Source organism: Vibrio toranzoniae (assembly GCF_024347655.1).
Lineage (GTDB): Bacteria > Pseudomonadota > Gammaproteobacteria > Enterobacterales > Vibrionaceae > Vibrio > Vibrio toranzoniae.
The window spans coordinates 2829476-2854791 of sequence record NZ_AP025514.1 but is presented as its reverse complement, the minus strand read 5'-3'; the positions used below and the strand labels follow the sequence as shown (position 1 = coordinate 2854791).

At 45.2% G+C, this 25316-nt stretch carries 29 protein-coding genes; 21 read left to right on the top strand and 8 right to left on the bottom strand.

The features are described 5' to 3' along the window. The first annotated feature begins 1 nt into the window (after position 1). Positions 2-1459, top strand: a complete 1458-nt coding sequence (gene astD / locus OCU50_RS13015; RefSeq protein ID WP_060468730.1) for a succinylglutamate-semialdehyde dehydrogenase — start codon at positions 2-4, stop codon at positions 1457-1459. A gap of 212 nt (positions 1460-1671) precedes the next feature. Beyond that, entirely contained in the window at positions 1672-2463 is a 792-nt protein-coding gene (locus tag OCU50_RS13010; RefSeq protein ID WP_060468729.1) for a DUF1338 domain-containing protein, read from the top strand. Between the two features lie 184 nt (positions 2464-2647). Here the strand turns inward: OCU50_RS13010 and crp are convergent, their stop codons facing one another. The 6 genes from crp to OCU50_RS12980 form a co-directional block, all read right to left on the bottom strand. Continuing rightward, positions 2648-3280 (bottom strand): cAMP-activated global transcriptional regulator CRP, encoded by a 633-nt coding sequence (gene crp, locus OCU50_RS13005; RefSeq protein WP_004410522.1) that lies wholly within the window; start codon positions 3278-3280, stop codon positions 2648-2650. A gap of 240 nt (positions 3281-3520) precedes the next feature. Further along, the gene (locus OCU50_RS13000) at positions 3521-4390 is read right to left on the bottom strand and encodes a phosphoribulokinase (protein ID WP_017055817.1); all 870 of its coding nucleotides are present in this window, start codon (positions 4388-4390) and stop codon (positions 3521-3523) included. Positions 4391-4467: 77 nt separating this feature from the next. After that, on the bottom strand, positions 4468-4680 hold the full coding sequence (locus OCU50_RS12995) for a YheU family protein (RefSeq protein ID WP_017055816.1): 213 nt from the start codon (positions 4678-4680) through the stop codon (positions 4468-4470). 121 nt (positions 4681-4801) lie between these two features. Continuing rightward, positions 4802-5794: a hydrolase gene (locus OCU50_RS12990; RefSeq protein WP_060468728.1), complete on the bottom strand. Its 993-nt coding sequence runs from the start codon at positions 5792-5794 to the stop codon at positions 4802-4804. A gap of 273 nt (positions 5795-6067) precedes the next feature. After that, entirely contained in the window at positions 6068-6538 is a 471-nt protein-coding gene (locus OCU50_RS12985; RefSeq protein ID WP_060468727.1) for a TIGR02444 family protein, read from the bottom strand. Beyond that, complete coding sequence (locus tag OCU50_RS12980) at positions 6535-8457, bottom strand: ABC transporter ATP-binding protein (RefSeq protein WP_060468726.1); 1923 nt, start codon at positions 8455-8457, stop codon at positions 6535-6537. Before OCU50_RS12980 ends, OCU50_RS12985 begins: the two co-directional genes overlap by 4 nt. Before the next feature lie 172 nt (positions 8458-8629). Between OCU50_RS12980 and kefG the strand changes: the two genes are divergently transcribed. From kefG to OCU50_RS12955, 5 genes are all read left to right on the top strand, one after another. After that, positions 8630-9214, top strand: coding sequence for a glutathione-regulated potassium-efflux system ancillary protein KefG (gene kefG / locus OCU50_RS12975; RefSeq protein WP_060468725.1), 585 nt, complete (start codon positions 8630-8632; stop codon positions 9212-9214). After that, positions 9201-10997: a glutathione-regulated potassium-efflux system protein KefB gene (kefB, locus tag OCU50_RS12970; RefSeq protein WP_060468724.1), complete on the top strand. Its 1797-nt coding sequence runs from the start codon at positions 9201-9203 to the stop codon at positions 10995-10997. The genes kefG and kefB overlap by 14 nt, the downstream gene beginning before the upstream one ends. Positions 10998-11123: 126 nt before the next feature. Continuing rightward, a complete protein-coding gene (locus tag OCU50_RS12965; RefSeq protein ID WP_017632113.1) occupies positions 11124-11324 on the top strand; it encodes a YheV family putative zinc ribbon protein in 201 nt (66 codons plus the stop codon). Between the two features lie 96 nt (positions 11325-11420). After that, positions 11421-12008 carry a peptidylprolyl isomerase gene (gene slyD, locus OCU50_RS12960; protein WP_017055809.1) on the top strand — a complete coding sequence of 196 codons (588 nt, stop codon included), beginning with the start codon at positions 11421-11423 and terminating at the stop codon, positions 12006-12008. A 235-nt stretch (positions 12009-12243) separates the two neighbouring features. Continuing rightward, positions 12244-13206 carry an isoaspartyl peptidase/L-asparaginase family protein gene (locus OCU50_RS12955; protein WP_060468723.1) on the top strand — a complete coding sequence of 321 codons (963 nt, stop codon included), beginning with the start codon at positions 12244-12246 and terminating at the stop codon, positions 13204-13206. Positions 13207-13332: 126 nt separating this feature from the next. On the opposite strand, the gene OCU50_RS12950 is transcribed toward OCU50_RS12955, so the two are convergent. Both OCU50_RS12950 and OCU50_RS12945 read right to left on the bottom strand, forming a co-directional pair. Beyond that, positions 13333-13560 (bottom strand): SlyX family protein, encoded by a 228-nt coding sequence (locus OCU50_RS12950; RefSeq protein ID WP_017055807.1) that lies wholly within the window; start codon positions 13558-13560, stop codon positions 13333-13335. 5 nt (positions 13561-13565) lie between these two features. After that, positions 13566-14543, bottom strand: coding sequence for a WD40 repeat domain-containing protein (locus tag OCU50_RS12945; RefSeq protein WP_060468722.1), 978 nt, complete (start codon positions 14541-14543; stop codon positions 13566-13568). Between the two features lie 131 nt (positions 14544-14674). Between OCU50_RS12945 and fkpA the strand changes: the two genes are divergently transcribed. The 14 genes from fkpA to rplB all read left to right on the top strand — a co-directional run bounded on the left by fkpA (position 14675) and on the right by rplB (position 25301). Continuing rightward, a complete protein-coding gene (fkpA, locus tag OCU50_RS12940) occupies positions 14675-15451 on the top strand; it encodes an FKBP-type peptidyl-prolyl cis-trans isomerase (protein ID WP_060468721.1) in 777 nt (258 codons plus the stop codon). Positions 15452-15655: 204 nt separating this feature from the next. Continuing rightward, positions 15656-16381 carry a helix-turn-helix transcriptional regulator gene (locus OCU50_RS12935; RefSeq protein WP_017055804.1) on the top strand — a complete coding sequence of 242 codons (726 nt, stop codon included), beginning with the start codon at positions 15656-15658 and terminating at the stop codon, positions 16379-16381. After that, positions 16375-16764 (top strand): sulfurtransferase complex subunit TusD, encoded by a 390-nt coding sequence (gene tusD, locus OCU50_RS12930; RefSeq protein ID WP_060468720.1) that lies wholly within the window; start codon positions 16375-16377, stop codon positions 16762-16764. Before OCU50_RS12935 ends, tusD begins: the two co-directional genes overlap by 7 nt. After that, positions 16761-17117, top strand: a complete 357-nt coding sequence (gene tusC / locus OCU50_RS12925; RefSeq protein ID WP_060468719.1) for a sulfurtransferase complex subunit TusC — start codon at positions 16761-16763, stop codon at positions 17115-17117. Before tusD ends, tusC begins: the two co-directional genes overlap by 4 nt. Positions 17118-17125: 8 nt before the next feature. Further along, positions 17126-17401, top strand: a complete 276-nt coding sequence (tusB, locus tag OCU50_RS12920) for a sulfurtransferase complex subunit TusB (protein ID WP_017055801.1) — start codon at positions 17126-17128, stop codon at positions 17399-17401. A 182-nt stretch (positions 17402-17583) separates the two neighbouring features. Then, on the top strand, positions 17584-17958 hold the full coding sequence (gene rpsL, locus OCU50_RS12915; protein ID WP_004737194.1) for a 30S ribosomal protein S12: 375 nt from the start codon (positions 17584-17586) through the stop codon (positions 17956-17958). Between the two features lie 106 nt (positions 17959-18064). Beyond that, the gene (gene rpsG, locus OCU50_RS12910; RefSeq protein WP_010435163.1) at positions 18065-18535 is read left to right on the top strand and encodes a 30S ribosomal protein S7; all 471 of its coding nucleotides are present in this window, start codon (positions 18065-18067) and stop codon (positions 18533-18535) included. A gap of 146 nt (positions 18536-18681) precedes the next feature. Continuing rightward, entirely contained in the window at positions 18682-20778 is a 2097-nt protein-coding gene (gene fusA, locus OCU50_RS12905) for an elongation factor G (protein ID WP_060468718.1), read from the top strand. A gap of 147 nt (positions 20779-20925) precedes the next feature. After that, positions 20926-22110, top strand: coding sequence for an elongation factor Tu (gene tuf / locus OCU50_RS12900; protein WP_060468717.1), 1185 nt, complete (start codon positions 20926-20928; stop codon positions 22108-22110). A gap of 478 nt (positions 22111-22588) precedes the next feature. Beyond that, positions 22589-22900: a 30S ribosomal protein S10 gene (gene rpsJ / locus OCU50_RS12895; RefSeq protein ID WP_004736761.1), complete on the top strand. Its 312-nt coding sequence runs from the start codon at positions 22589-22591 to the stop codon at positions 22898-22900. A 14-nt stretch (positions 22901-22914) separates the two neighbouring features. Then, a complete protein-coding gene (gene rplC, locus OCU50_RS12890; RefSeq protein WP_017054816.1) occupies positions 22915-23544 on the top strand; it encodes a 50S ribosomal protein L3 in 630 nt (209 codons plus the stop codon). A gap of 16 nt (positions 23545-23560) precedes the next feature. Further along, a complete protein-coding gene (rplD, locus tag OCU50_RS12885; RefSeq protein ID WP_017054815.1) occupies positions 23561-24163 on the top strand; it encodes a 50S ribosomal protein L4 in 603 nt (200 codons plus the stop codon). Further along, on the top strand, positions 24160-24462 hold the full coding sequence (gene rplW / locus OCU50_RS12880) for a 50S ribosomal protein L23 (RefSeq protein WP_004736765.1): 303 nt from the start codon (positions 24160-24162) through the stop codon (positions 24460-24462). The genes rplD and rplW overlap by 4 nt, the downstream gene beginning before the upstream one ends. Positions 24463-24476: 14 nt before the next feature. After that, positions 24477-25301 carry a 50S ribosomal protein L2 gene (gene rplB / locus OCU50_RS12875; RefSeq protein ID WP_017054814.1) on the top strand — a complete coding sequence of 275 codons (825 nt, stop codon included), beginning with the start codon at positions 24477-24479 and terminating at the stop codon, positions 25299-25301. Positions 25302-25316 lie beyond the last annotated feature (15 nt).

Sequence of the window (25316 nt, the reverse complement as noted above, 5' to 3'; positions counted from 1 at the left end):
TATGACTCAGTGGATAGCAGGACAATGGGTGGCAGGTCAAGGTGATGCCATGACATCAGTAAGCCCATACAACAACGAAGTAGTGTGGCAGGGTGATAGTGCAACACCGGCACAGGTTGAATCCGCAGTAGCGGCGGCTCGTGAAGCCTTCTTAGTTTGGAAAAAGCTGAGCTTTTCTGAGCGCGAAGCGATCGTGTTGAAGTTCGCGGAAAAAGTGAAAGAGAACAGCGAAGAAATCGCACAAATTATCGCAAAAGAGACGGGTAAACCTATTTGGGAAACTCGCACGGAGGCGGGCGCGATGGCAGGCAAGATAGCTATCTCTATCCGTGCTTACCACGAACGTACTGGTGAAGCTTCACGTGAAGCGGCAGGCAACCAAATCGTACTTCGTCACCGTCCACTGGGCGTGATGGCGGTATTTGGTCCTTATAACTTCCCAGGACACCTACCTAACGGTCATATTGTTCCTGCACTGCTATCGGGAAATACCGTGGTATTTAAGCCTTCAGAGCAGACACCTTGGACAGGTGAGTTCGCAATGAAGCTATGGCAAGAAGCGGGTCTTCCTGCTGGCGTAATCAACCTAGTGCAAGGCGCTAAAGAGACAGGTATCGCACTGGCCGATGCTAAAGGTCTTGATGGCGTGTTATTTACGGGTAGTGCGAATACGGGCCATATCCTGCACCGTCAATTCGCGGGTCAACCGGGCAAGATGCTAGCGTTAGAAATGGGCGGCAATAACCCTATGGTGATCAGCGACCAATACGGTGATGCGGACGCAACGGTATACACCATTATCCAATCGGCGTTCATCAGTGCAGGTCAACGTTGTACATGTGCTCGTCGTCTATATGTTCCTATTGGCGAGAAGGGTGACCTACTGATCGATAAGCTTGTTGCAGCAACTCAAAAGATTCGTGTTGATCAGCCTTTCGCTGAGCCAGCACCATTCATGGGCCCACAGATCTCTGAAACAGCAGCTAAGTTTATTTTAGACGCGCAAGCGAATCTGCAATCGCTAGGCGGTGTCAGCCTCGTGGAAGCAAAAGCGGGTCAAGCGGCGTTTGTTTCTCCGGGGATTATCGATGCAACCAACATTGCTGAACTGCCGGATGAAGAGTACTTCGGTCCATTGCTACAAGTGGTCCGTTACCAATCACTAGAGCAAGCGGTTGAGTTAGCTAACGACACACGCTTTGGTTTATCTGCTGGTTTAGTATCAACAGATGATTCTGAATGGGAATACTTCGTTGACCATATTCGAGCGGGTATTGTGAACCGTAACCGTCAGTTAACAGGCGCCAGTGGTGATGCACCATTTGGTGGTCCGGGTGCTTCAGGTAACTTACGCCCTAGTGCTTACTATGCGGCTGACTACTGTGCTTATCCTATGGCTTCAATGGAAGGTGGTGAAACTCAACTTCCAGCAACGTTTAGCCCGGGTATTGAGCTGTAATTTAGGCTAATGAGTACTAAGCTCATTCGTTAAATTGGAAATAGGGAAGTGGTGTTATCGCTTCCTTTTCCATCACGTCCGACACCTAGATTGGGCGGTAGATAATAATAGAACAAGTATGTCACAGGCTGATGGCTGCTGACTTTGGGTCTCAGCCACTCCCTTTCTAATCCAAATTACTAGCTTGCTAGAACCTCTGACAAGGAGTCACCATGACGCCCGATCTACTCTTTAAATCACTATGGGATGATTACATTCACAGGCTGTGCCCATCGGCTGAGAAAGTACACCAGTTGCTAAAAGAAGACGAAGCGCTGATTAATGATCATATTGCACTGCGTACTTTCAATGTAGCTCCGCTGGGAATTGAAACGCTGGCTAAGCCTTTCCTTGAGTTAGGTTATAAAGCGTGTGGCGATTACCTGTTTGAGAGCAAGAAGCTAGTCGCTAAGCATTACGAGCATCCAGATCCAAAGCAGCCGAAAGTGTTCATTAGTGAGTTGAAGGTAGAAGAGTGCTCAAGTGAGTTGCAACAGATCGTTGCTAAGTTGGTTGAGCAAGTTGACGCAAGTCAGCTTCAAGGTCATGAATTCTTGTTTGGTGGTCGTCTCTGGGATTTGAGCTTCGCTGATTTCCAAGTGCTAGCAAAAGAGAGTGAATACGCGTCTTGGCTAGCGGCTCATGGTTACGGTGCCAACCACTTTACGGTGAGTGTGAACCAGTTAAATAAGTTCGATGAAGTGCAGGTTGTGAATGACTATCTGAATGAGTCGGGATTCACGATCAATGCATCTGGAGGTGAGGTGAAAGGCTCTCCAGAGGTCTTATTAGAGCAATCATCAACAATGGCAGACAAAGTCCCAGTTTCATTTGTGGAAGGCAATGAGATGATTCCTGGTGGCTTCTATGAGTTTGCTAAGCGCTATGCGATGGCGAATGGTGAGCTTTATACCGGGTTTGTTGCAGCATCGGCTGACAAGATTTTTGAAAGCACCAACGGTTAAAGAAAGATTCGAGCACAGGCTTTGCCCTAGGGATGCGGGTGCGCTTCGCTTCGAGATAGTTTGCGTTTGGAAGTTGTAAGTGTTCCATTCGCATCTCGCATCTGCTCTTTAGATCTTTAGATAACAAAAAAGCCACCAAATTTTCATTTGGTGGCTTTCAAATTTTTGGCTCAGTTAATCGAGATTAACGAGTGCCGTATACCACGATAGTTTTACCGTGTGCAGAAATTAGGTTCTGCTCTTCTAGCATCTTTAAGATACGACCTACTGTCTCACGAGAACAACCAACGATCTGGCCAATTTCTTGACGAGTGATCTTGATTTGCATGCCGTCAGGGTGAGTCATTGCATCGGGTTGTTTCGCTAGGTTTAGTAGCGTTTGAGCGATACGACCGGTTACGTCAAGGAACGCTAAGTCACCAACCTTTTGGCTAGTTACTTGTAGGCGGCTTGCCATTTGCGCTGAAAGACGCATCAGGATGTCTGGGTTCACTTGGATAAGTTGGCGGAATTTCTTGAAAGAAATCTCAGCGACTTCACAAGGAGATTTTGCTCGAACCCACGCAGTACGCTCTTGGTCTTCTTCGAATAAGCCAAGCTCACCGATGAAGTCGCCTTGGTTTAGGTAAGAAAGAATCATCTCCTTACCTTCTTCGTCTTTGATAAGAACTGCCACAGAACCTTTCACAATGTAGTACAAGGTTTCTGCCTTTTCACCAGCATGAATCAAAGTACTTTTTGAAGGGTACTTATGAATATGACAGTGTGAAAGGAACCACTCTAATGTTGGATCGGTTTGGGGTTTACCTAGAACCATAATATCTTACTTCCTCTGCAGGGTATGCTTGCTGCTTTCCGTATTTTAGCTAAGCCTGGATTGACTCGTTAGGATAAGAGCACTTGTTGAGTGCTGCAAGCTATCTTGTGTTTCGTTTAAGAATAGTATCCTTTTTCAGGTACTATTTCTTGATTTTAATCGTGACCAAGCTACGATTTTTTACGCAAAATTGTGCACATGATCACGGTATGAAAAGTAATCAATAGGAATGTCGTACCGTTAACCTATTTTGCCGGTTTCGATGAGTTGCTGCAGGATTGGCCTTACAATGAGCTCCATAGCAAAACTCATTTTTCCTCCTGGCACCACAAGCGTGTTGTGGCGAGACATAAATGAGCCATCAATCATAGCCAAAAGGTAGGGGAAATCGACGTTTTTGATGCCACGTAATCGTATAACTACGAAGCTCTCGTCTAAACTAGGGATCCCTTTGGCGTTGAGTGGGTTGGATGTATCTACGGTTGGCACTCGTTGAAAATTGATATGAGTACGCGAAAATTGAGGAGTTATGTAGTTAAGATAATCATCCATTGAACGAACAATTGAGTCCATTACTGCTTCGCGTGAGTGCCCGCGATCGCGTGTGTCACGAACGAATTTTTGTATCCATTCAAGGTTTACGATTGGCACCATGCCAATTAGCAGGTCGACATGTTTAGAGACGTTGATGTCTCCGTCTACTACACCGCCGTGTAGGCCTTCGTAGAACATCACATTTGAATTTTCAGGGATCTCTTGCCATGGCGTAAAGGTACCTGGCATTTGATTGTAAGGCACGGCTTCATCGAAGGTGTGCAGATAACTCCGTACTTTACCGGTGCCTTCATTACCGTATTGATGGAAGAATTCTTCTAATGCGCCAAAATCGTTAGCCTGTGGACCAAAGTAGCTGATGTGTTTACCTTGCGCGCGTGCCTTGCGGATTTCGACATCCATTTCTGGTCGAGTAAAGCGATGGAAGCTATCCCCTTCAACCCAAGCGGCCTTCACGTCCATCATATTGAACATTTTACGGAAGGCTTCTGAGGTAGTGGTGGTGCCGGCTCCAGATGAACCCGTCACCGCAATAATTGGATGTTTAGCGGACATGACAACCCTTGTCGTTTGAGTAACATACTTGTTAGCAATCGATTTTTACTATAACACGGCTCCTTTCTAAGCGCAGCCTAGAAGCGTTTTATGACTTGGATATCAACGGTTTCATGTAGCTCAGAAAACACGATGCTGACCTCTCCCGAGGCTAATTGATGTTTCACTTGGTCAATCTTGTTCTGTAATGAAACCTCTACGTCGCCGTAGTCTGTACCTTCACGTAGTACGAACTCTTTGATGAGGTTTTCCAGTGTCTCTGGCGCGATGTCTTGCCATGGGATGATCATAAATACTTCTCTCTTTTATGTTCATAAGTATGTTCATTGGTACGTTGATGAGTGTGTCTAGTGGACATTACCACTCCCCCCTCTTTACCAAAGCTAAGCTTATTTTTATAACGTCCGGGCATTATGCCGAATCTTGGAGACTTTCATAGTAGGCGGGTAATGCTTCTTCTAACCAAAATCTAGGTTTGAGCGTACTGCCGGTAATAAAGCCCACATGGCCACCTTTTTGAAACAGTCGATAATCGATGTTGTCGGGGAGGACGAATTTTGGAATAACATCATCGGTCATGAATGGATCATCTTTGGCGTGAATGATCTGTGTCGGTAGTTTTATCTGATTGAGCTTAGGAAGAGCGGAGCACTGTGCGTAATAGTCTTGCGCGTTTTTGAACCCGTGTAGCGGCGCAGTAATCCGTTCATCAAACTCGTATAGCTTATTAATTTTCTTGATCGCTTCAGCGGTGATCCCGAGTTTATCTTGTAGCAGATTACCCTTTTTCAACGCATTGGATTTGAGTGAATTGAGCAGGTACTTCTTATAGATCTTGGAGAAACCTCGTTCAATGCGGCTTGAACAACAGGCAAGATCAAAAGGTGCAGAGACTATTGTTGCCGCCGACAGTAATGGGTCATCTGCGTATTCAACCAAATAGTTCGCTAACATGTTTCCGCCTAAGGAAATCCCAACCGCAACCTTTGGGTTATTTGGAAACTGTCTATCAAGGTGTTTAAGGAAGAAGCGAGCGTCTTCGACTTCACCTGAGTGATATGCGCGAGCCAAGCGATTCGGTTTTCCGCTGCAGCCTCTAAAATGCATCATCACTGAAAGCCAACCCTCTTTAGCAAACGCATTCATTAGGCCGTTGGCATAAGGACTCTCAAAGCTACCCTCTAAACCATGGAACAGAACGAATATAGGTTTGTTACTTCGATGATTACTACCTGGATTGTCACCACTTGGTGATTCGCTCCAAGCAAGGTCGAGAAAGTCACCATCGGGTGTTTCTAATGTTTGCCATTGAGGATGAAACAACGCCTGCTTTCTAATAAACCGTGGTATTAAGGTTTGTAAGTGGGGATTAGATAAACCAGCGGCAGCGGTAAATATTGTCATAAAAACAGTCCATGCTTATTTTATGGGCTTTGATAAAGGATTGAGCTTGTTGTGAAACGCCCACGTTTTGATTTGATCTTGGGTGATTCTCGGTATAAGCGCAAGGGGTTAACTTATAGGAAACATAAAAACACGTTGATCGTAACTGGCTGAATATCATCAAGGTTGGTTGTATTATCGATTGCCTTTGGTGTGCATTCGTCTGTACGTGAACATGGAAATGATAGTGCGCAATTAAGCTCGGTTTTTGATTCAAAAGGGAGAGGTGACGTGTTAGGGCTGTGGTGCTGGTTCAGAAAAAGCGGCATAGAGGTTTTCTGCCCCTAATAAACGACAGTATTTAAAGGTGAGTGACGATTGTTGGTTGGCAAAAAGTTTAAGGGAGTTAATGCAGTCAACGAGGTCGGACTGCTGCTGTTTCTCTAGCTGTAGCTCAAATTGGAGAGCTTCGCGGTAGAGAGAGTCGACAACCTGAGGTTTGAGGTGTTTACGTAGCTCACGATAGTTGTGAAGAAGAGTTTCAGAGCGGCTTAAACACTGTTGTACTTTATGCCACTCTTCTTCGGCAAAAGAGAGTTGCTGCTCATCAAGCCATTTGAGAAGCAGCAGAAGATTGACGTTGCCGTGGAACTGGTTTTGCAAAGCTAAGCACGCATCCTTTACACCGCGCACACTGTAATACTGAAGGCTAAATTGCCATAGTCGTTCCAGTGTTAGTGATATCGGGGCGTGCTCTGGGCTCATAAGCTATCCATTTCCTGTTCCATTTGCTCAAGTTCTTCTTGAGTGGACATCCAATCCATTTCAACTTCTTCTAGCTGTGATTTACTGCTCGCTTGCAGTGCGAGTACTTTATTCAGTTTAGCCTTATTTTCAGCTTCATAAAGTGAAGTGTCAGATAATTGCTGTTCAGCTTCTTCAAGAGACTGAGTTAACTTATCCATCTGCTTTTCAAATTGAGTCAGATTTTTACGCAGTGGTGCGGTCAGTTTTCTGAACTCTGCTTCTTTACGTTTCTGATCTTTTTTTGCCGCTGCGCTGTTCGCGCTGTCTTTAGCCGGAGCTAACGCTTGCGCTTCTTTACGTTCAATTTTTTGCTGTTCAGTCAGCCATTTATAGTAATCGTCAAGATCACCGTCAAAGGGCGCAACCTGACGGTCATGTACTAGGTACAAGTCATCGGTGGTTGCACGCAGTAAGTAACGGTCGTGCGATACGATAACCATCGCGCCTTCAAACGTTTGTAGCGCGAAGGTCAGCGCTTGACGCATATCGAGGTCAAGGTGGTTGGTTGGTTCATCGAGTAACAAGAGATTTGGCTTTTGCCATACCAGTAGCGCCAATACCAATCGTGCTTTTTCACCACCAGAAAACGGAGCCACTTTATCGAGCGCTTTTTCACCTTGGAAGCCAAAGCTGCCTAGGTAATCTCGCAATTGTTGCTCGGTGTGCTTAGGCGCAATCTGCATCATGTGTTGCAGTGGCGTCTCTTCTGGGTGCAGCGTTTCCAATTGATGTTGAGCGAAGTAACCCAACTTAACGCCTTGCGAATAGTTCAGCTCACCACCTTGCTGTTTTAGTTCGCCTGAAAGCAGTTTGATCAGTGTCGATTTACCCGCACCATTTCGGCCCAGCAGGCCGATACGGCTACCTGGAACGAGGTTAAGGCGAATCTTTTCTAGAATTAGGTTGTCGTCGTAACCCGCCGATACCTCATCCATCATCATGATTGGGTTAGGCAGCGCGTCTGGCTCTCTAAATTCAAAGCTGAATGGGTTATCAAATTGAGCGGGTAGTACTTGTTCCATCTTTTCAAGCGCTTTAATACGACTTTGCGCTTGGCGAGCCTTTGAAGCTTTGTAGCGGAAACGGTCAATGTAGCTCTGCATGTGAGACATTTGCTTCTGCTGCTTCTGGAACATTGCTTGTTGCAGGATCAGTTTCTGAGCACGTTGAGTCTCAAACGACGAGTAGTTTCCTGTGTATTCGTTAAGCTGCTGGTTTTCAACATGCACGATGCGGTTGACGATAGGATCTAAGAAGTCTCTATCGTGCGAGATAAGAATCAGTGTACCAGGGTAGCTTTGTAGCCAGCGCTCTAACCACATCACTGCGTCTAAGTCTAAGTGGTTGGTAGGCTCATCGAGTAGCAGTAAGTCACTACGACATAGAAGAGCTTGCGCTAAGTTCAAGCGCATACGCCAACCACCCGAAAATTGGGTCAGATTCCATGTCATTTGTTCTTGACGAAAACCAAGGCCATCAAGTAATTCTGCGGCTCGTGAATTGATGGTGTAACCACCAATAGTTTCAATTTTTCCGTGTATCTCTGCTACCAGTGTACCGTTGTCGGCCTGTTCTGCTTTGGCTAATTGCTCTTCAAGGCCACGATATTCTCTGTCACCATCAATCACATACTCAATGGCTTTTCTTTCTAATGCTGGGGTTTCTTGTGCAACCCAAGCCATTTCCCAGTGAGCGGGTTTACTGAATGAACCGGCATCAATCGATAATTCATCCTTAATTAAGGCGAAAAGCGTGGATTTACCACAGCCGTTTTTACCAACCAAACCGATCTTGTCGCCAGGATGAAGAGTCGCAGATGCTTGGTCGAGGAGTGGCTTACCGCCGCGTAGCAATTGAATATCAGAGAAAGTAATCATAGAAGTAGCATAGAAATTAGAGGTGAACAGACGCCTGCATAGTAGGCTGAAACCAGATAAAAGTCGATCACAATGCAATTTGCGTTATTATGCCAATAACATATTAATAACTTTTGTTTTAAATTCTTGTGGCCTTGCCACTGTTTAGCCCTCAAAGGAATGTTTCAAAGGAATGAGTAATACTCCCTCGACAGACAACCCCGTGCCAAAGGTGTTAATCATTTACGCACACCCAGAGCCGCACACCTCTATTGCTAATCAGATGATGATTAAAAAGGTAGAGTCGCTAGGGCATGTTAAAGTTCATGATCTCTATGCCATCTATCCAGACTTTTTTATCGATGTCCCTTATGAGCGTAAATTGCTCCTTGAGTACGACGTGATTGTGTTTCAACACCCTCTATTTATGTATTCATGCCCTTCGCTCTTAAAGGAGTGGTTTGATCGCGTGTTAGGGAAAGGTTTTGCGTTTGGTGAGCAGTGTGCGCTTAAAGGTAGGTACTGGAGAAGTGTTATCACTACTGGTGGTAAAGAAGAGGCATTTGGCGCTGCAGGCTATAATAAATATCCATTGCAAGAGATCTTACAACCGTTTGAGTTAACCGCTGCTTTGTGTCAGATGAACTGGATGTCACCTTTGGTTTTACATTGGGCACGGAATGTTTCGGATATGGCGCGTTATCAACACGCTGAAGCCTATCGAAACTGGTTGCAAGATCCGCTACAAGATACAGGAGCGAATGATGGCCCTGACTAATGATTTTCTGCAAAGTAGCGTTATCTTTTTAGCGGCGGCTGTCGTTGCGGTTCCTATCGCACAGCGAGCTGGTTTGGGTTCGGTGTTGGGGTATTTGTTAGCAGGTGTGGCGATTGGGCCATGGGGGCTCGGGCTGATCAGTGACGTCGAGGCAATTCTGCATTTCTCCGAACTTGGGGTCGTATTATTGCTCTTTCTGATTGGTTTAGAGCTAAACCCCAAAAAATTGTGGCAAATGAGAGCGCCTATTCTTGGGTTGGGTGGCGCGCAAGTGCTGATCACCACTTTGATAATTACCGCTATCGTGCGTTTGTTTGGTTTAAGTTGGCAAACGAGTCTCGTGATAGGTATGGGGTTGGCACTATCTTCAACTGCGATAGCTTTGCGTGTTATTGAGGAGCGGGAGCTCGGTGGCAAAGAGGCCGGGCAGTCAGGCTTTGCGGTGTTACTTTTTCAAGATATCGCGGTCATTCCAATGTTGGCGATGTTACCCCTGCTTGCTGGTAATGTCGGTGGTAGTTGGGCTGATATGTTGTGGATGCTAGGTGGTGTGATTGGTTTGTTTGTTGGTGGTCACTTCTTACTGAGACCACTGTTTCGATACATAGTCATGAGTGGTGTTCGTGAGGTGTTTACGATTGCGGCACTATTACTTGTGATTGGTATTGCGGTCATAATGCAGCAAATTGGCTTGTCGATGGCATTAGGTACTTTCCTCGCGGGCGTACTTTTGGCTGAAAGTGAATATCGACACGAGCTTGAGATTGCGATTGACCCCTTCAAAGGGCTACTGCTTGGTCTGTTCTTTATCTCTGTTGGGATGGCGGTAAATTTAGGTTTGTTAGCGGAAAGCCCATTCGTCATACTCAGTGCTGTGTCGGCTTTGGTCGTCTTAAAGGGGTTAGTGTTGTATGTGCTTGCTCGTATCTTTGGTACTCAAGCTAAAGCGCGTAGCCGAATGGCAATGATTCTTAGCCAAGGTGGTGAGTTTGCCTTTGTCATTTTTACTGCGGCGAGCGCACAAGGCCTCTTAAGTAACGAACAAGTGTCGTTCTTATTGGTTGTTGTCAGCTTGTCTATGGTGACAACGCCATTGATGTTAAAGCTGCAAGATAAATTTTTCGCTCGTCAACTTAATCAAATCAGTGAAAGTTCGATGTCTTCAGATGTGGTGGATCGCAGCCCTCGAGTGATCATTGCTGGCTTTGGTCGTTTTGGTCAAATCATTGGCCGCTTAATGTATGCCAACAAGATTCGTATCACCGTCCTTGAGAGTGATGCCAGCCAAATACATATCCTTAGAAAGTTCGGTTACAAAGTATTTTACGGCGATTCAACACACTTAGAGTTGTTAAGAGCTGCGGGTGCAGATAAAGCCGAAGCGATTGTGTTGTGTACTGACTCTCCAGACGAAATTATGAAAACCGTCGATTTATGTAAGCAGCACTTCCCACGCTTAAAGATCTTAGCGCGTGCTCGAAGCCGTGTTGAGGCCTATCAATTGCTTAACCACGGTGTGAGTAACTACTCGCGAGAAACCTTCCTTGGAGCCCTCGATTTAGGTCGTCAAACGTTGACCGAACTCGGCATGCATCCTTATAAAGCGAAGCGAGCAGAAGCACACTTTAGGAAATTGGATAATGGTATGCTGAAGGAGTTACTTTCTCAGCATAGTGAAGATGCAGAGCTAGCTCAAAGAGCCAAAGAGGCTCGCAAAGAGCTCGAAGAGATTTTTGGACACGAGATGGAAAACGATCACCAGTCTCGAAACTATTGGCAATAATTCAGAGCTTAGAGCCAATGATTTTGTAATAAGAAAAATACAGCCTAATAATAAACGCGGTCTCTATTGGCTTTACATTGTGGGGCATAGAAGAACAGCGAATCCAGAGTAGTAAAGGACATGAACGTGAAACAGAAAAAACGCTTTATCGCAGGGGCGAGCTGCCCAAGCTGCAACACTCAAGACACACTTCGCTGGTGGGTCGAGAATAATATCGAGTTGGTGGAATGTGTCGACTGCGACTTCACTGAACAGCGTAAACCCAAAACTGTAGAGAAATCTGAACACGCGAATCAAGAAATGATCGGTATTTTTAAACCAGAATGATTGAGTTTCATTAATTCATCCCCATAATACCCGGTGTACAAAATTTATTCCTAGGTTCAACTGTTCGAGCCTAGTCCAAACCTCCTTGGAGCTCTCATGAAAATTGAAAAGAACGTAGTGGTTAGTGTTGCATATCAAGTGAAACTTGAAGATGGCGTAGTAGTTGATCAATCAACTGCAGAGGCTCCACTAGATTACCTTCACGGTCACAACAACCTAATTACAGGTCTTGAAAAAGAGCTTGAAGGCAAAGTGGCTGGCGACAAATTCTCTGCAACTGTTACTCCAGAAGAGGCTTACGGTGAGCACAACGACGCCCTCGTTCAACGAGTGCCTTCTGATGTGTTTCAAGGTGTTGAAGAAATCGAAGTAGGTATGCGTTTCCTAGCGGATACAGACCAAGGTCCGATCCCAGTAGAAATTACTGAAGTAGATGGCGACGAAGTTGTTGTTGACGGTAACCATATGCTAGCTGGTCAAACACTAACGTTTGATGTTGAAGTTGTAGCGGTTCGTGAAGCGACTGAAGAAGAAGTTCAACACGGTCATGTGCACCAAGAAGGTGGCTGTGGTCACGACCACGATCATGACCACGAAGGCGGTTGCTGCGGTGGCGAAGACCACGACCATGGTGAAGAGAAAAAAGACGGCTGCTGCGGCGGCGGTAGCTGTGGTTCTCACTAATACCGAATTAACGGTGTAGATTAAGAATCTTGAAAGCCTCCCTTGTGGAGGCTTTTTTCGTATTGGCGCCGAGCCTTTTGACCTGGCTTTTAATCTACCGAATTAAGTATCCGTAAATCTAAGTATCCGTAAATCTAAGCATCCGCAAAAAGTTTGGTTTTCTCTATCAGACATAGAATCATGGATGTGGTATTGATAGCACAACATTCTAAGAATACGTCAGTGGAGAATTTGCATGTCACAGCCTTTTTCAATCGCCATTCATGGTGGTGCTGGAACCATCTTGCGAGATCAGATGAGCGATGAACTAAAAACGGGCATTGTCGAAGCCTTGAAAAAGTCTGTTTTGGCCGGTTATCAAGTTCTGCAATCGGGCGGTGATGCTCTCGATGCAGTGGTTGCATCGGTTAAAGTGATGGAAGACAGCCCACACTTTAATGCTGGTAAAGGTTCGGTTTTGACTCATGATGAATTTGTTGAGATGGATGCCTCAGTGATGCATGGGCGTGAAATGGATGCCGGTGCGATAGCAGGGGTGCGTCATATTAAAAACCCAGTTGAGCTCGCGCGTGATGTGATGCTTAAAAGCGACCACGTACTACTGATTGGCGAAGGTGCTGAGAAGTTTGCCTTTGAACACGAGTATACGTTTACCGAGCAAGACTACTTTTTTACTGAACGTCGCTACGATCAGCTGCAATCGATGAAGGAGAAAGGTATTTTTGCTCTCTCTGAAGCTCAGTATGAAGAGCAACAAGACCAGTATCCAGACGATAAAAAGCATGGAACCGTAGGGGCTGTAGCGTTAGACCAAGCGGGTAACTTAGCGGCTGCGACAAGCACTGGCGGCGTGACCAATAAGCAATATGGTCGTGTCGGTGACTCGCCAATCATAGGTGCAGGCACTATTGCCGAAAATGGTAACGTTGCTGTTTCTACAACGGGTATGGGGGAGTTTTTCCTCAGAAAAATGGTCGCCAGTGATGTGGCTGCACGAATGCGTTACCTCAAGGAAGATGTGCACACGGCCAGTGAGCAAATTATCCAAGGTGAACTAAAAGCCATGGGGGGTGAAGGCGGTTTGATCGCTATTGATGGCCAAGGCGAAATTCATTTCGGAATGAACAGCTCTGGGATGTACCGTGCCAGCGTTGATACTGAAGGCTATGTTGAAGTGAAAATTTATGCCGATGAGTAAACCATGATAGTTTGATCCTAGCCTGTCGGTACATAAACGAAGGGCGACAGATAGATCTGCCGCCCTTTCAATTTCTGTTGTCAGTGGAGTGCATCATTAATATTTATTCGCTCGTTTTCAGCTTGCCTAATAGTGTGGCGGTGGCGTCTCTTCTGATGCGTCTGCTAAGTTTGAGCCATCCATGTTTTTCACTTTGCCAACCACGAACTTCATTTGGTCTTGCATTCTTGTGATCAACATCTGTTGTTGGCTAAGCGCTTCATTGAGTTCTTCAATGGTCTGTTCTTGAAAAGCTAGCTGACACTCTAGGTCATTCACGCGGCTTTCCAGTTTTTCAACTCGCTTTTCTGTCATCGTTCTTAATCCACATTCCAAGCTTGGGCAATGCCCGCTGAGGTGCCCGATATCACACGGTTTTTATCATCAAAGGTCGCATCATACACTACCGCACGGGGAGGGCGAGCATCTTTTAATGGTTCAGCATCGTGACGAGAAATTCTTTTGCCATCCTGAGTGTTCCACACGCTCACTTGGCTTGATGGTGTTCCTGTCACCAACATACGGCCGTCATCAGAGAAACGTGCACTTGAAAATATCAATTGTCGAGACCAACTCTGTAGTTGCGCTTGATACTCACCAGTTTCAAGATCCCAAATCATAGCCTGATTACCTCCGTCAGAGGTAAAAGCCAGTTCACCATCGCGCTGTAGCGCAACTCGTACTACTCTTTGTTCATGCTCAAAGGTACGCAATACCAAGCCAGACTCGGTATCCCAAAGGTAAGCTTTGTAATCATTCCCGCCAGTAAGTGCGTAGCGACCATTGGCCGAAAGGGACACCGAATTCACTTTTTCTCGGTGAGCGAGGAACTCCAGACGGCGTCCGGTGACTAAATCCACATAGATCGCTTTACCATTAGACAGGCCAAGCAATACTTTTTCACCGTTGCTAGATATATCGACATCGCGAATCAAGCCATCGGAAATAGACCAAAGCCCTTCAGCTTGAGTCCAAGATAAGTCCCACACGGCGAAATTCATTTGGCTTGCGGTAATGGCAAAGCGACCATTGTCCGAGATTCGGATACGGGATACTTGGTTTTCTGATTGGTCTTGCGGACCGAGTTGAGCAAGCTCTTTGTTTTGCTCTAAGTCCCAGAGCAGTAAGTGTTTTTTCTGAGAGTAGAGCAGGGCGAAGCGTCCATCTCTGCTGAGCGCAAAGCTGGTGGCGCCATTGGGTTCAATTTCCCAACGTTGATCATCATCTTGGAAGAAAAAACAGCCATTTAACAAGGTGATGACAATTGTACATAGCAATGAATGAAAAAATATTCGCATCACGTCTAATAATCCGGTTTTTGTCGAAAGACATATGACTAGTATATTGTTATAACTAACGTATTCACACCAATCTAATCATTAGATTTGTGCACAATAACCAATGGCTTGGCCATTAATTGGAGAATTCAATGAAATCAGTTTTAAAAGTATCACTGCTTGCCGCAACGGTTATGCTAGCAGTTGGTTGTCAGAAAGAAGAACCAAAGGCAGAAGCTCCTCAAGTAGAAGAAGTTAAAGTAGAAGCAGTAAACTTTAAAACAGAAGACGACAAAGCGGCATACGCAATCGGTGTATCTTTCGCTAACTACCTAAGCACAAGCATTGATAAGCCAAGCGAGCTAGGTATTAACCTAGACAAAGACATGGTTCTTCAAGGTATCGAAGACGTATTCGCAGAGAAAACGGCACTGAACGAAGAAGAGACTCGAGCGGCTCTTGAAGCTCTAGATAAGCGTGTTGCTGAAACTATGCAAGCACAAGCGGCAGAAAAATCGGCAGAAACTAAGAAAGTGGGTGATGACTTCCGCGCTGAGTTCGCTAAAACTGACGGCGTTAAGCAAACGGAATCTGGTCTACTTTACCAAGTAATGACGACTGGTGAAGGCGCTTCTCCAAAAGACACGGACACAGTTCAAGTACACTACAAAGGTACGTTAACAGATGGTACTCAGTTCGACAGCTCTTACGAGCGTGGTGAACCAGCAACATTCCCGCTTAACCGCGTAATTCCTGGTTGGACTGAAGGCGTGCAACTGATGACAGTTGGCTCTAAGTACAAGTTCGTTATCCCGCCAGAGCTAGCCTACGGTGAGCAAGATACACCGACTATCCCTGCTAACTCAACGCTAGTGTTCGAAGTCGAATTACTAAAAATTGATGATACTGAAGCGACTGCTGCTCAGTAATATCAAAGCGAAACTTCGTTTTAAAATACGTTGGTAGAATAAAAAGCCTAACTTCAAGTTAGGCTTTTTTATGATTTTAAATTGAGTATTTTATTTTTAAACTTGTTCTAAATCACTAGTTGCAATGTTAGCTAGGTGTGCAATTAAAATTTTCTGATAAACTTACATAAATTTGTTGATTTTTCACACGAAGGTAAGGAATAAGTGACTACTACAGAAACAATCAATGCAGATGTGTTACTTGAAATGGAATCAGTCCACGTTATGCCATTCAGTGAACACGATAAAATTATTTTAAGATCTTATGAGGCCGTTGTTGATGGGATTGCGAGCCTTATTGGTCCGTTTTGTGAAATCGTTTTGCACTCACTAGAAGACCTCAATACTTCTGCAATTAAAATTGCCAACGGTGAGAATACAGGTCGTCAGGTTGGCTCTCCGATCACCGATCTTGCATTAAAGATGCTGAAAGATATTGAAGGTTCTAAGCGTAACTTTTCACGCTCATACTTCACTCGCGCTAAAGGTGGAGTATTAATGAAGTCGATCACGGTTGCTATCCGTAATGGTGAAGACCGAGTGATAGGGTTATTGTGTATCAACGTCAATTTAGATGCGCCATTCTCACAAGTGCTGCAATCTTTCATGCCAACGCAAGACGCTGACGAAGCTGCGTCATCGGTTAACTTCGCAAGTGATGTTGAAGAACTCGTCGACCAAACGGTTGAGCGAACGATTGAAGAAATCAATGCAGACAAGTCGGTATCGAACAATACTAAGAACCGTCAGATTGTGATGGAGCTTTACGACAAAGGTATTTTCGATATCAAAGATGCGATTAACCGTGTTGCTGAGCGCTTGAATATCTCGAAGCACACCGTATATTTGTATATCCGCCAACGTAAAACAGAGGATGAAGAGGGTTGTTAAGCTACACACTCCTAGTTAATGGGCCCGTTTACGGCTCACAATCCGCAAGAAGTGCTTATCAGTTTGCCGTGGCTCTGATTAAGCAGGGGCACAAACTTCACAGTGTGTTTTTCTATCAAGATGGCGTCAGTAACGGCTCAGCTCTTACCGTACCGGCTAACGATGAATTTGACTTAGCTTCAGCTTGGCAAAAGCTGGCTGATGAGCACGATGTTAGCCTAGAGACCTGTGTGGCTGCTGCGTTAAGGCGCGGAGTGATTAGCCCAGAAGAAGCAACGCAACATCAACTTGGTGTTTCTAATCTAGCGTCTGGATTCACTCAGGCCGGATTAGGGAGTTTATCGGAAGCGCTGCTCACGCAAGATAGGGTCGTACAGTTTTGAGAAAGTTAGCCTTTATATTTAATAGTTTTCCTCATAGTACTGCTGCCGGTAGAGAAGGGTTAGACGCATTACTTGCCGCTTCCGCTTACAGTGAAGACATCTCAGTGTTCTTTGTTGGCGATGGCGTGACACAGCTCCTTAAAGCTCAGCAACCCGACGAAGTCCTATCACGCGACTACATCTCAGCATTTAAGCTTATGGACCTGTACGACATCGAACAGGTGTATGTGTGTCAGCGTAGCCTGTGTCAGTTTGGTATTTCGACAGACAACCTGTTGATTGATGTAACCGCGGTTGAAGCGGATGAGTTAACGCAGAAGCTAACTCAATGCCAGCAGATACTGACTTTCTAGGGAACGCTATGCTTCATATCGTAAAATCAGTCGACAAACTTAAACTCGCATTGACCTACTCTCAACCACAGGATAACTTCCTTTTAGTGGAAGATGCGGTGTATGTTTGCCTTCCCAATCATGAGTTATTCACTCAAATCTGCGCAGTTGATCAGGTGTCGGTGTTAAAACCGGATCTCGATAGCCGAGGTTTACAGCCCCTTGTCTCTGGTGCACTTAGTCAAGTGGACTTTGACGGGTTCGTTAAGCTGACGGTTTTGAACGACAAATCAGTCACTTGGTAGCCGTGTTTTATCAGTTTGGTTAAAATTAAACCATCCTGAGCTCTGGACGGCTAAAAAAGATCTGTATATTTCTTGACACACCTCCCACTGCTGAATAGAATTTTGCGTCCCTAATTACGACTTGTGATTAGGGATAGATTTTTCACAAAGCTTACTTTCAAGTAAATTTCAGGAGCTAGTTAATGGCAACTATTAACCAGTTGGTTCGCAAACCTCGTGTAAAGCAAGTTGTTAAAAGCAACGTGCCTGCACTAGAAGCGTGCCCACAAAAACGTGGTGTATGTACTCGTGTTTACACTACTACACCTAAAAAACCTAACTCGGCACTACGTAAAGTATGTCGTGTACGTCTAACCAACGGTTTCGAAGTAACTTCGTACATCGGTGGTGAAGGTCACAACCTTCAAGAGCACAGTGTTGTACTAATCCGTGGCGGTCGTGTAAAAGACCTTCCGGGTGTTCGTTACCACACTGTTCGCGGCGCGCTTGACTGTGCTGGCGTTAACGACCGTAAACAAGGTCGTTCTAAGTACGGTGTGAAACGTCCTAAGTCTTAATGCATTTTCTTTTTTAAAAGAAAGCGTTAAGTAAGGCCAAACACTATTTTATTTATTATTCTGAAAAGTTTTGGAAAAAACCTGAAGAAGACAACGGAGAATATCCATGCCACGTCGTCGCGTAATAGGTCAGCGTAAGATCCTTCCAGATCCTAAGTTCAAATCTGAATTGCTGGCAAAATTCGTTAACATCCTTATGGTTGACGGAAAGAAATCTACTGCAGAGAAAATCGTTTACACTGCACTAGATTCAATGGCTGAGAAGTCTGGTAAAGACCACTTAGCTGTATTTGAAGAAGCTCTTGAAAATGTTCGCCCAGCGGTAGAGGTTAAATCTCGCCGTGTAGGTGGTTCAACTTACCAAGTACCTGTAGAAGTTCGTCCGGTTCGCCGTAACGCTCTTGCTATGCGTTGGGTAGTTGAAGCTGCGCGTAAGCGTGGTGAAAAATCTATGGCTCAACGCCTAGCTGCTGAAATGCTAGACGCGTCTGAGAACAAAGGTACTGCGGTTAAGAAACGTGAAGACGTTCACCGCATGGCTGACGCAAACAAAGCGTTCGCACATTACCGCTGGTAATACCTTTTTGTGCTGCAAGGTTCCTTGCAGCACTTCTTTAGTTCCTATGCATATGCTAGGAACTATTGCTATTTCTAGGGCTAGTACTTTTTAGCATCCTGGGTATAGCAATAGTCCCTAAGTCTCTAAGTTAAGAGGATTCAACCGTGGCTCGTAAAACTCCTATTGAGCGATACCGTAATATTGGTATTGTTGCTCACGTAGATGCAGGTAAAACAACCACAAGTGAACGTATTCTGCTCTATACCGGTCTTTCTCACAAAATCGGCGAAGTTCACGATGGTGCAGCAACCATGGACTGGATGGAGCAAGAGCAAGAGCGCGGTATTACGATCACTTCAGCAGCGACCACTACGTTTTGGCGTGGTATGGAAGCTCAGTTCTCAGATCACCGTATCAACATCATCGACACCCCTGGACACGTTGACTTTACTATTGAAGTAGAACGTTCTTTGCGTGTACTTGATGGTGCTGTCGTTGTGTTCTGTGGCTCATCTGGTGTTGAACCTCAGTCAGAGACAGTATGGCGTCAAGCCGATAAGTACCAAGTTCCACGTCTGGTTTTCGTTAACAAAATGGACCGTACAGGCGCAGACTTCTTACGTGTCGTTGAGCAGATCAAGGACCGCTTAGGCGCAACTCCTGTTCCTATCCAATTGAATATTGGCACTGAAGAAAACTTTCAGGGTGTTGTTGACCTTATCAAGATGAAGGCAATCAATTGGAACGATGCTGATCAAGGCATGACCTTCACTTATGAAGATATTCCAGCAGACATGCAAGAAATGGCTGAAGAATATCGCACAGAACTTGTTGAAGCTGCTGCAGAAGCAAGTGAAGAGTTGATGGATAAGTACCTTGAAGAAGGTGAACTAACAGAAGCTGAAATCAAACAAGGTCTTCGTACTCGTACCCTTAATAATGAAATAGTACTAGCAACTTGTGGTAGTGCATTCAAAAACAAAGGCGTACAAGCTGTTCTAGATGCCGTTGTTGATTTTCTCCCTTCACCAATTGATGTACCTGCGATTCAAGGTATTGATGAAGACGAGAATGAAGTAGAGCGTCACGCGGATGATAAAGAACCGTTCTCTGCGCTAGCCTTTAAAATCGCAACCGACCCATTCGTTGGTACTCTAACTTTCATCCGTGTTTACTCTGGTATTGTAGAAAGCGGTAAAACTGCTTACAACTCTGTGAAGAAGCAACGTGAACGTTTAGGTCGCATTGTTCAAATGCATTCAAATAAACGTGAAGAAGTAAAAGAAGTACGAGCAGGTGACATTGCAGCAATTATTGGTTTAAAAGATGTAACCACCGGTGAAACTCTGTGTGACCAGAATCATAAAATTATTCTTGAACGCATGGAGTTTCCAGACCCAGTTATTCAGATCGTTGTAGAGCCAAGCTCGCAAGCTGATCAAGATAAAATGACCATTGCTCTAGGTAAACTAGCAGCAGAAGACCCATCGTTCCGTGTTGATATGGATGCGGAAACAGGCCAGACACTGATTTCTGGTATGGGTGAACTACACTTAGATATCATCGTTGACCGTATGAAGCGTGAATTTAACGTGAACTGCAACGTTGGTAATCCGCAAGTAGCTTATCGTGAAACAATTCGCGGTACAGCGAAAGCAGAAGGTAAATTTATCCGTGAGCATGGTGGTAAGGGTCAATACGGTCACGTATGGCTGAAACTGGAGCCATCAGAAACTGGCGAAGGCTTTGTCTTCGTAGATGAAATTGCCAACGGTATTGTACCTAAAGAGTTTATCGCTTCAGTTGCTAGAGGCGTTGAAGAGCAGATGAACAACGGTGTGCTTGCTGGCTATCCTGTTTTGGATATCAAAGCTACACTGTATGATGGTTCTTACCATGAAGTTGATTCAAGTGAGATGGCGTTTACAATCGCTGCCTCTATGGCTTTCAGGACGGGTGCACTTGAAGCGCAACCAGTTCTGCTTGAGCCTATGATGAAAGTTGAAGTAACTACTCCAGAAGACTGGATGGGTGACGTTGTTGGCGATATTAACCGTCGTCGTGGCATCATCGAAGGTATGGACGAGGGGACAGCTGGCCTGAAGATAATTCGTGCACAAGTTCCGTTGTCTGTCATGTTCGGTTACGCAACTGATTTACGTTCTGCGACACAAGGGCGTGCTTCTTACTCTATGAAGTTTAGTGAGTACGCTGAAGTGCCTAATAATGTTGCGAAAGCAATCATTGCAGAACGTGGTTAAACAAAAGGAAGGCATTTTTCTTTATTTTTTAAAAGAACAATGCGTCCAAATATTGCGCTAACGAGAGTTGGCGCATAAAATAGCAATTTCTGGCGCGTCTCGCTCAATAATGAACGTGGCGAATCATAACTAGGAAGGAACACGATTGTGTCTAAAGAAAAATTTGAACGTACGAAACCGCACGTAAACGTTGGTACTATCGGCCACGTTGACCACGGTAAAACAACTCTAACTGCTGCTATCTGTACTACACTTTCAAAAGTGTACGGTGGTGTTGCTAAAGATTTCGCATCTATCGATAACGCTCCAGAAGAGCGTGAGCGCGGTATCACAATCGCTACTTCTCACGTTGAGTACGACACTCCATCACGTCACTACGCACACGTAGACTGTCCAGGACACGCGGATTATGTTAAAAACATGATCACTGGTGCTGCACAAATGGACGGCGGCATCCTAGTTGTTGCTGCGACTGACGGCCCTATGCCTCAAACTCGTGAGCACATCCTACTTGGTCGTCAAGTTGGTATCCCTTACATCATCGTATTCATGAACAAATGTGACATGGTTGATGACGAAGAGCTACTTGAGCTAGTTGAGATGGAAGTTCGTGAACTTCTTTCTGAATACGACTTCCCAGGTGATGACCTACCAGTTATCCAAGGTTCTGCACTTGGCGCACTAAACGGCGAGAAGCAGTGGGAAGACAAGATTGTTGAGCTTGCAGAAGCACTAGATTCTTACATCCCAGAGCCAGAGCGTGCAGTAGACCAACCGTTCCTACTACCAATTGAAGACGTATTCTCAATTCAAGGTCGTGGTACAGTTGTAACTGGTCGTATCGAGCGCGGTATCCTACGTGTAGGTGACGAAGTAGAAATCGTTGGTATCAAAGAGACTACTCTTACTACTTGTACTGGTGTTGAAATGTTCCGTAAACTGCTTGACGAAGGTCGTGCAGGTGAGAACGTTGGTGCACTTCTACGTGGTACTAAGCGTGATGACGTTGAGCGTGGCCAAGTACTTTCTGCGAAAGGTTCAATCAACCCACACACTAAGTTTGAGTCTGAAGTATACGTACTTTCTAAAGACGAAGGCGGCCGTCACACTCCTTTCTTCAAGGGTTACCGTCCACAGTTCTACTTCCGTACAACTGACGTAACAGGCGACATCACTCTACCAGAAGGCGTAGAAATGGTAATGCCAGGTGACAACGTTCAAATGACTGTTGAGCTAATCGCTCCAATCGCAATGGACGAAGGTCTACGTTTCGCAATCCGCGAAGGTGGCCGTACAGTTGGTGCTGGTGTTGTAGCTAAAATCTTCGCTTAATCGCGAATTGATTTTGCACACTCTTCAATAGAAGAACTGCATTAAAAAAGGGAAGCTTCGGCTTCCCTTTTATTTTTCTAACCTCTTACGTTTCTACAATTTCCCAAGTATTCCTCCGTTCTTTATTATTCGACTTTCGTCATTCAGCTACCGTCGATTACCTTCATCAAATATATTCCGATTATTTTTCCAACGACACTTGCATACCAAAATGTGATCTGTATAATGCAACGCACTGGCTAACGTCGGTTGTGAACCAATGAGCACTGAGGAGTAGGTCTTACCTAGTAATGTATACTCAGCTTATGTTCGCGGTTAATAAAAATAGTAAACTTTTTGTTTGCTTCAAAAGTTAACTGACAATGCGTCCTAATTTTGGATGCTACGGTTTCACATAAATCAATCGGCATTCTCTCGTTTTTTCGAGTTTGAGTGGCGATATTGTTTGTGTAATTTTTAATAATTGGAGCTCTGTCTCATGCAGAACCAACGTATTCGTATCCGCCTTAAAGCGTTTGATTACAAGCTAATCGATGCTTCAACTGCGGAAATCGTTGAAACAGCAAAACGTACTGGCGCACAGGTTCGTGGTCCTATTCCACTTCCTACTCGTAAAGAGCGTTTCACTGTTCTTACCTCTCCACACGTCAACAAAGATGCACGTGACCAGTACGAAATCCGTACTCACAAGCGTTTGATCGACATCGTTGAGCCAACAGATAAAACTGTTGATGCTCTAATGCGTCTTGATCTTGCAGCTGGCGTTGATGTTCAAATCAGCCTAGGTTAAGGGAGATAAGAATAATGATTGGTCTAGTCGGACGTAAAGTGGGTATGACCCGCGTATTTACTGAAGAAGGCGTTTCTATCCCAGTAACAGTTGTTGAGGTTGAAGCGAACCGTATTTCTCAAGTTAAAACTCTTGAGACAGACGGCTACGCAGCAATCCAAGTAACTGCTGGTGCTAAGAAAGCTAACCGTGTAACTAAACCTGAAGCTGGTCACTTCGCGAAAGCGGGTGTAGAAGCAGGTCGCGGTCTTTGGGAATTCCGTTTAGAAAACGGCGAAGAGTTTGAAGTTGGCGCTGAGCTAAACGTAGAACTTTTCAACGAAATTAAGAAAGTAGACGTTACTGGTACATCTAAAGGTAAAGGCTTCCAAGGCGCTGTTAAGCGTTGGAACTTCTCTACTCAAGATATGACTCACGGTAACTCTTTGTCTCACCGCGCACCGGGTTCAATTGGCCAATGTCAAACTCCAGGTCGCGTGTTTAAAGGCAAGAAAATGGCAGGTCACATGGGTGCTGAGCGTGTAACGACTCAAAACCTAGAGATCGTACGTGTTGACGCTGAGCGCAATCTACTCCTTATTAAAGGTGCAGTACCGGGCTCAACAGGCGGAAACGTGATCGTAAAACCTGCTGTTAAAGCATAACGTCTAGGAGTAAGTAATGGAATTGATGGTTAAAGGTGCTGATGCACTAACTGTTTCCGAGACTACTTTCGGACGTGACTTCAACGAAGCTCTTGTACACCAAGTAGTTGTTGCATATGCAGCAGGTGCTCGTCAAGGTACTCGTGCTCAAAAGACTCGTTCTGAAGTATCTGGCGGTGGCGCTAAGCCATGGCGTCAAAAAGGTACTGGCCGCGCACGTGCTGGTACAATTCGTAGCCCAATCTGGCGTACAGGTGGTGTTACTTTTGCTGCGAAACAACAAGATCACAGCCAAAAAGTAAACAAAAAAATGTACCGTGGTGCTATGAAGAGCATTCTTTCTGAGTTAGTTCGTCAAGAGCGTTTAATCGTTGTTGATAACTTCTCTGTAGAAGCACCAAAAACAAAAGAACTTGTAGCTAAGCTTAAAGAGCTTGAGCTAAGCGACGTTCTGATTGTGACTGGCGAAGTAGATGAAAATCTATTCTTAGCTGCTCGTAACCTATACAAAGTTGATGCACGTGATGTTGCTGGTGTAGACCCAGTATCACTTATCGCTTTCGACAAGGTTCTAATGACTGCTGACGCAGTTAAGCAAGTTGAGGAGATGCTAGCATGATCACTGAAGAGCGTATCTTAAAAGTTCTACGTGCTCCGCACATCTCTGAAAAAGCAACTATGGCAGCTGAGAAAGCGAACACTATCGTTTTCAAAGTAGCTAAAGATGCAACTAAGAAAGAGATCAAAGCAGCTGTAGAAAAGCTATTTGAAGTTGAAGTTAAGTCTGTAAATACTCTTGTATTAAAGGGTAAGACCAAACGTCAAGGTATGCGTGAAGGCCGTCGTTCAGACGTGAAAAAAGCCTACGTTACTTTGAAAGAAGGTCAAGATCTTGACTTCGTTGGCGGCGCGGAATAACAGGAGTAGTAAAAATGGCTATTGTTAAATGTAAGCCGACTTCCCCTGGTCGTCGTCACGTCGTTAAAGTTGTTAACGCTGACCTACACAAGGGTAAGCCATACGCACCACTTCTAGAGAAAAACTCTAAGAACGGTGGTCGTAACAACAACGGTCGTATCACAGTACGTCACATCGGCGGTGGTCATAAGCACCACTACCGTGTAGTTGACTTCAAACGTACTAAAGATGGCATCCCAGCGAAAGTTGAGCGTCTAGAATACGATCCAAACCGTAGTGCTAACATCGCTCTAGTTCTGTACGCAGACGGTGAGCGTCGTTACATCATTGCACCTAAAGGTGTTAACGCAGGTGACCAGATTCAATCTGGTGTAGATGCAGCAATCAAAGCAGGTAACACTCTGCCGATGCGCAACATCCCAGTAGGTTCTACTGTACACTGTGTTGAACTTAAGCCTGGTAAAGGTGCTCAGCTAGCTCGTTCGGCTGGTGCTTATGCTCAAATCATCGCTCGCGATGGTGCATACGTAACTATTCGTCTACGTTCTGGTGAAATGCGCAAAGTTCTTTCTGAAGGTCGTGCAACGATCGGTGAAGTTGGTAACTCTGAGCATATGCTACGTGAACTTGGTAAAGCTGGTGCTTCACGCTGGCGCGGCGTACGTCCAACCGTACGTGGTGTAGTAATGAACCCGGTGGATCACCCACATGGTGGTGGTGAAGGCCGCACATCTGGTGGTCGTCACCCAGTATCTCCTTGGGGCGTTCCTACTAAGGGCTTCAAGACTCGTAAGAACAAGCGCACTGACAAGTACATCGTACGTCGTCGCACTAAATAATCTATAAAGAGGAAT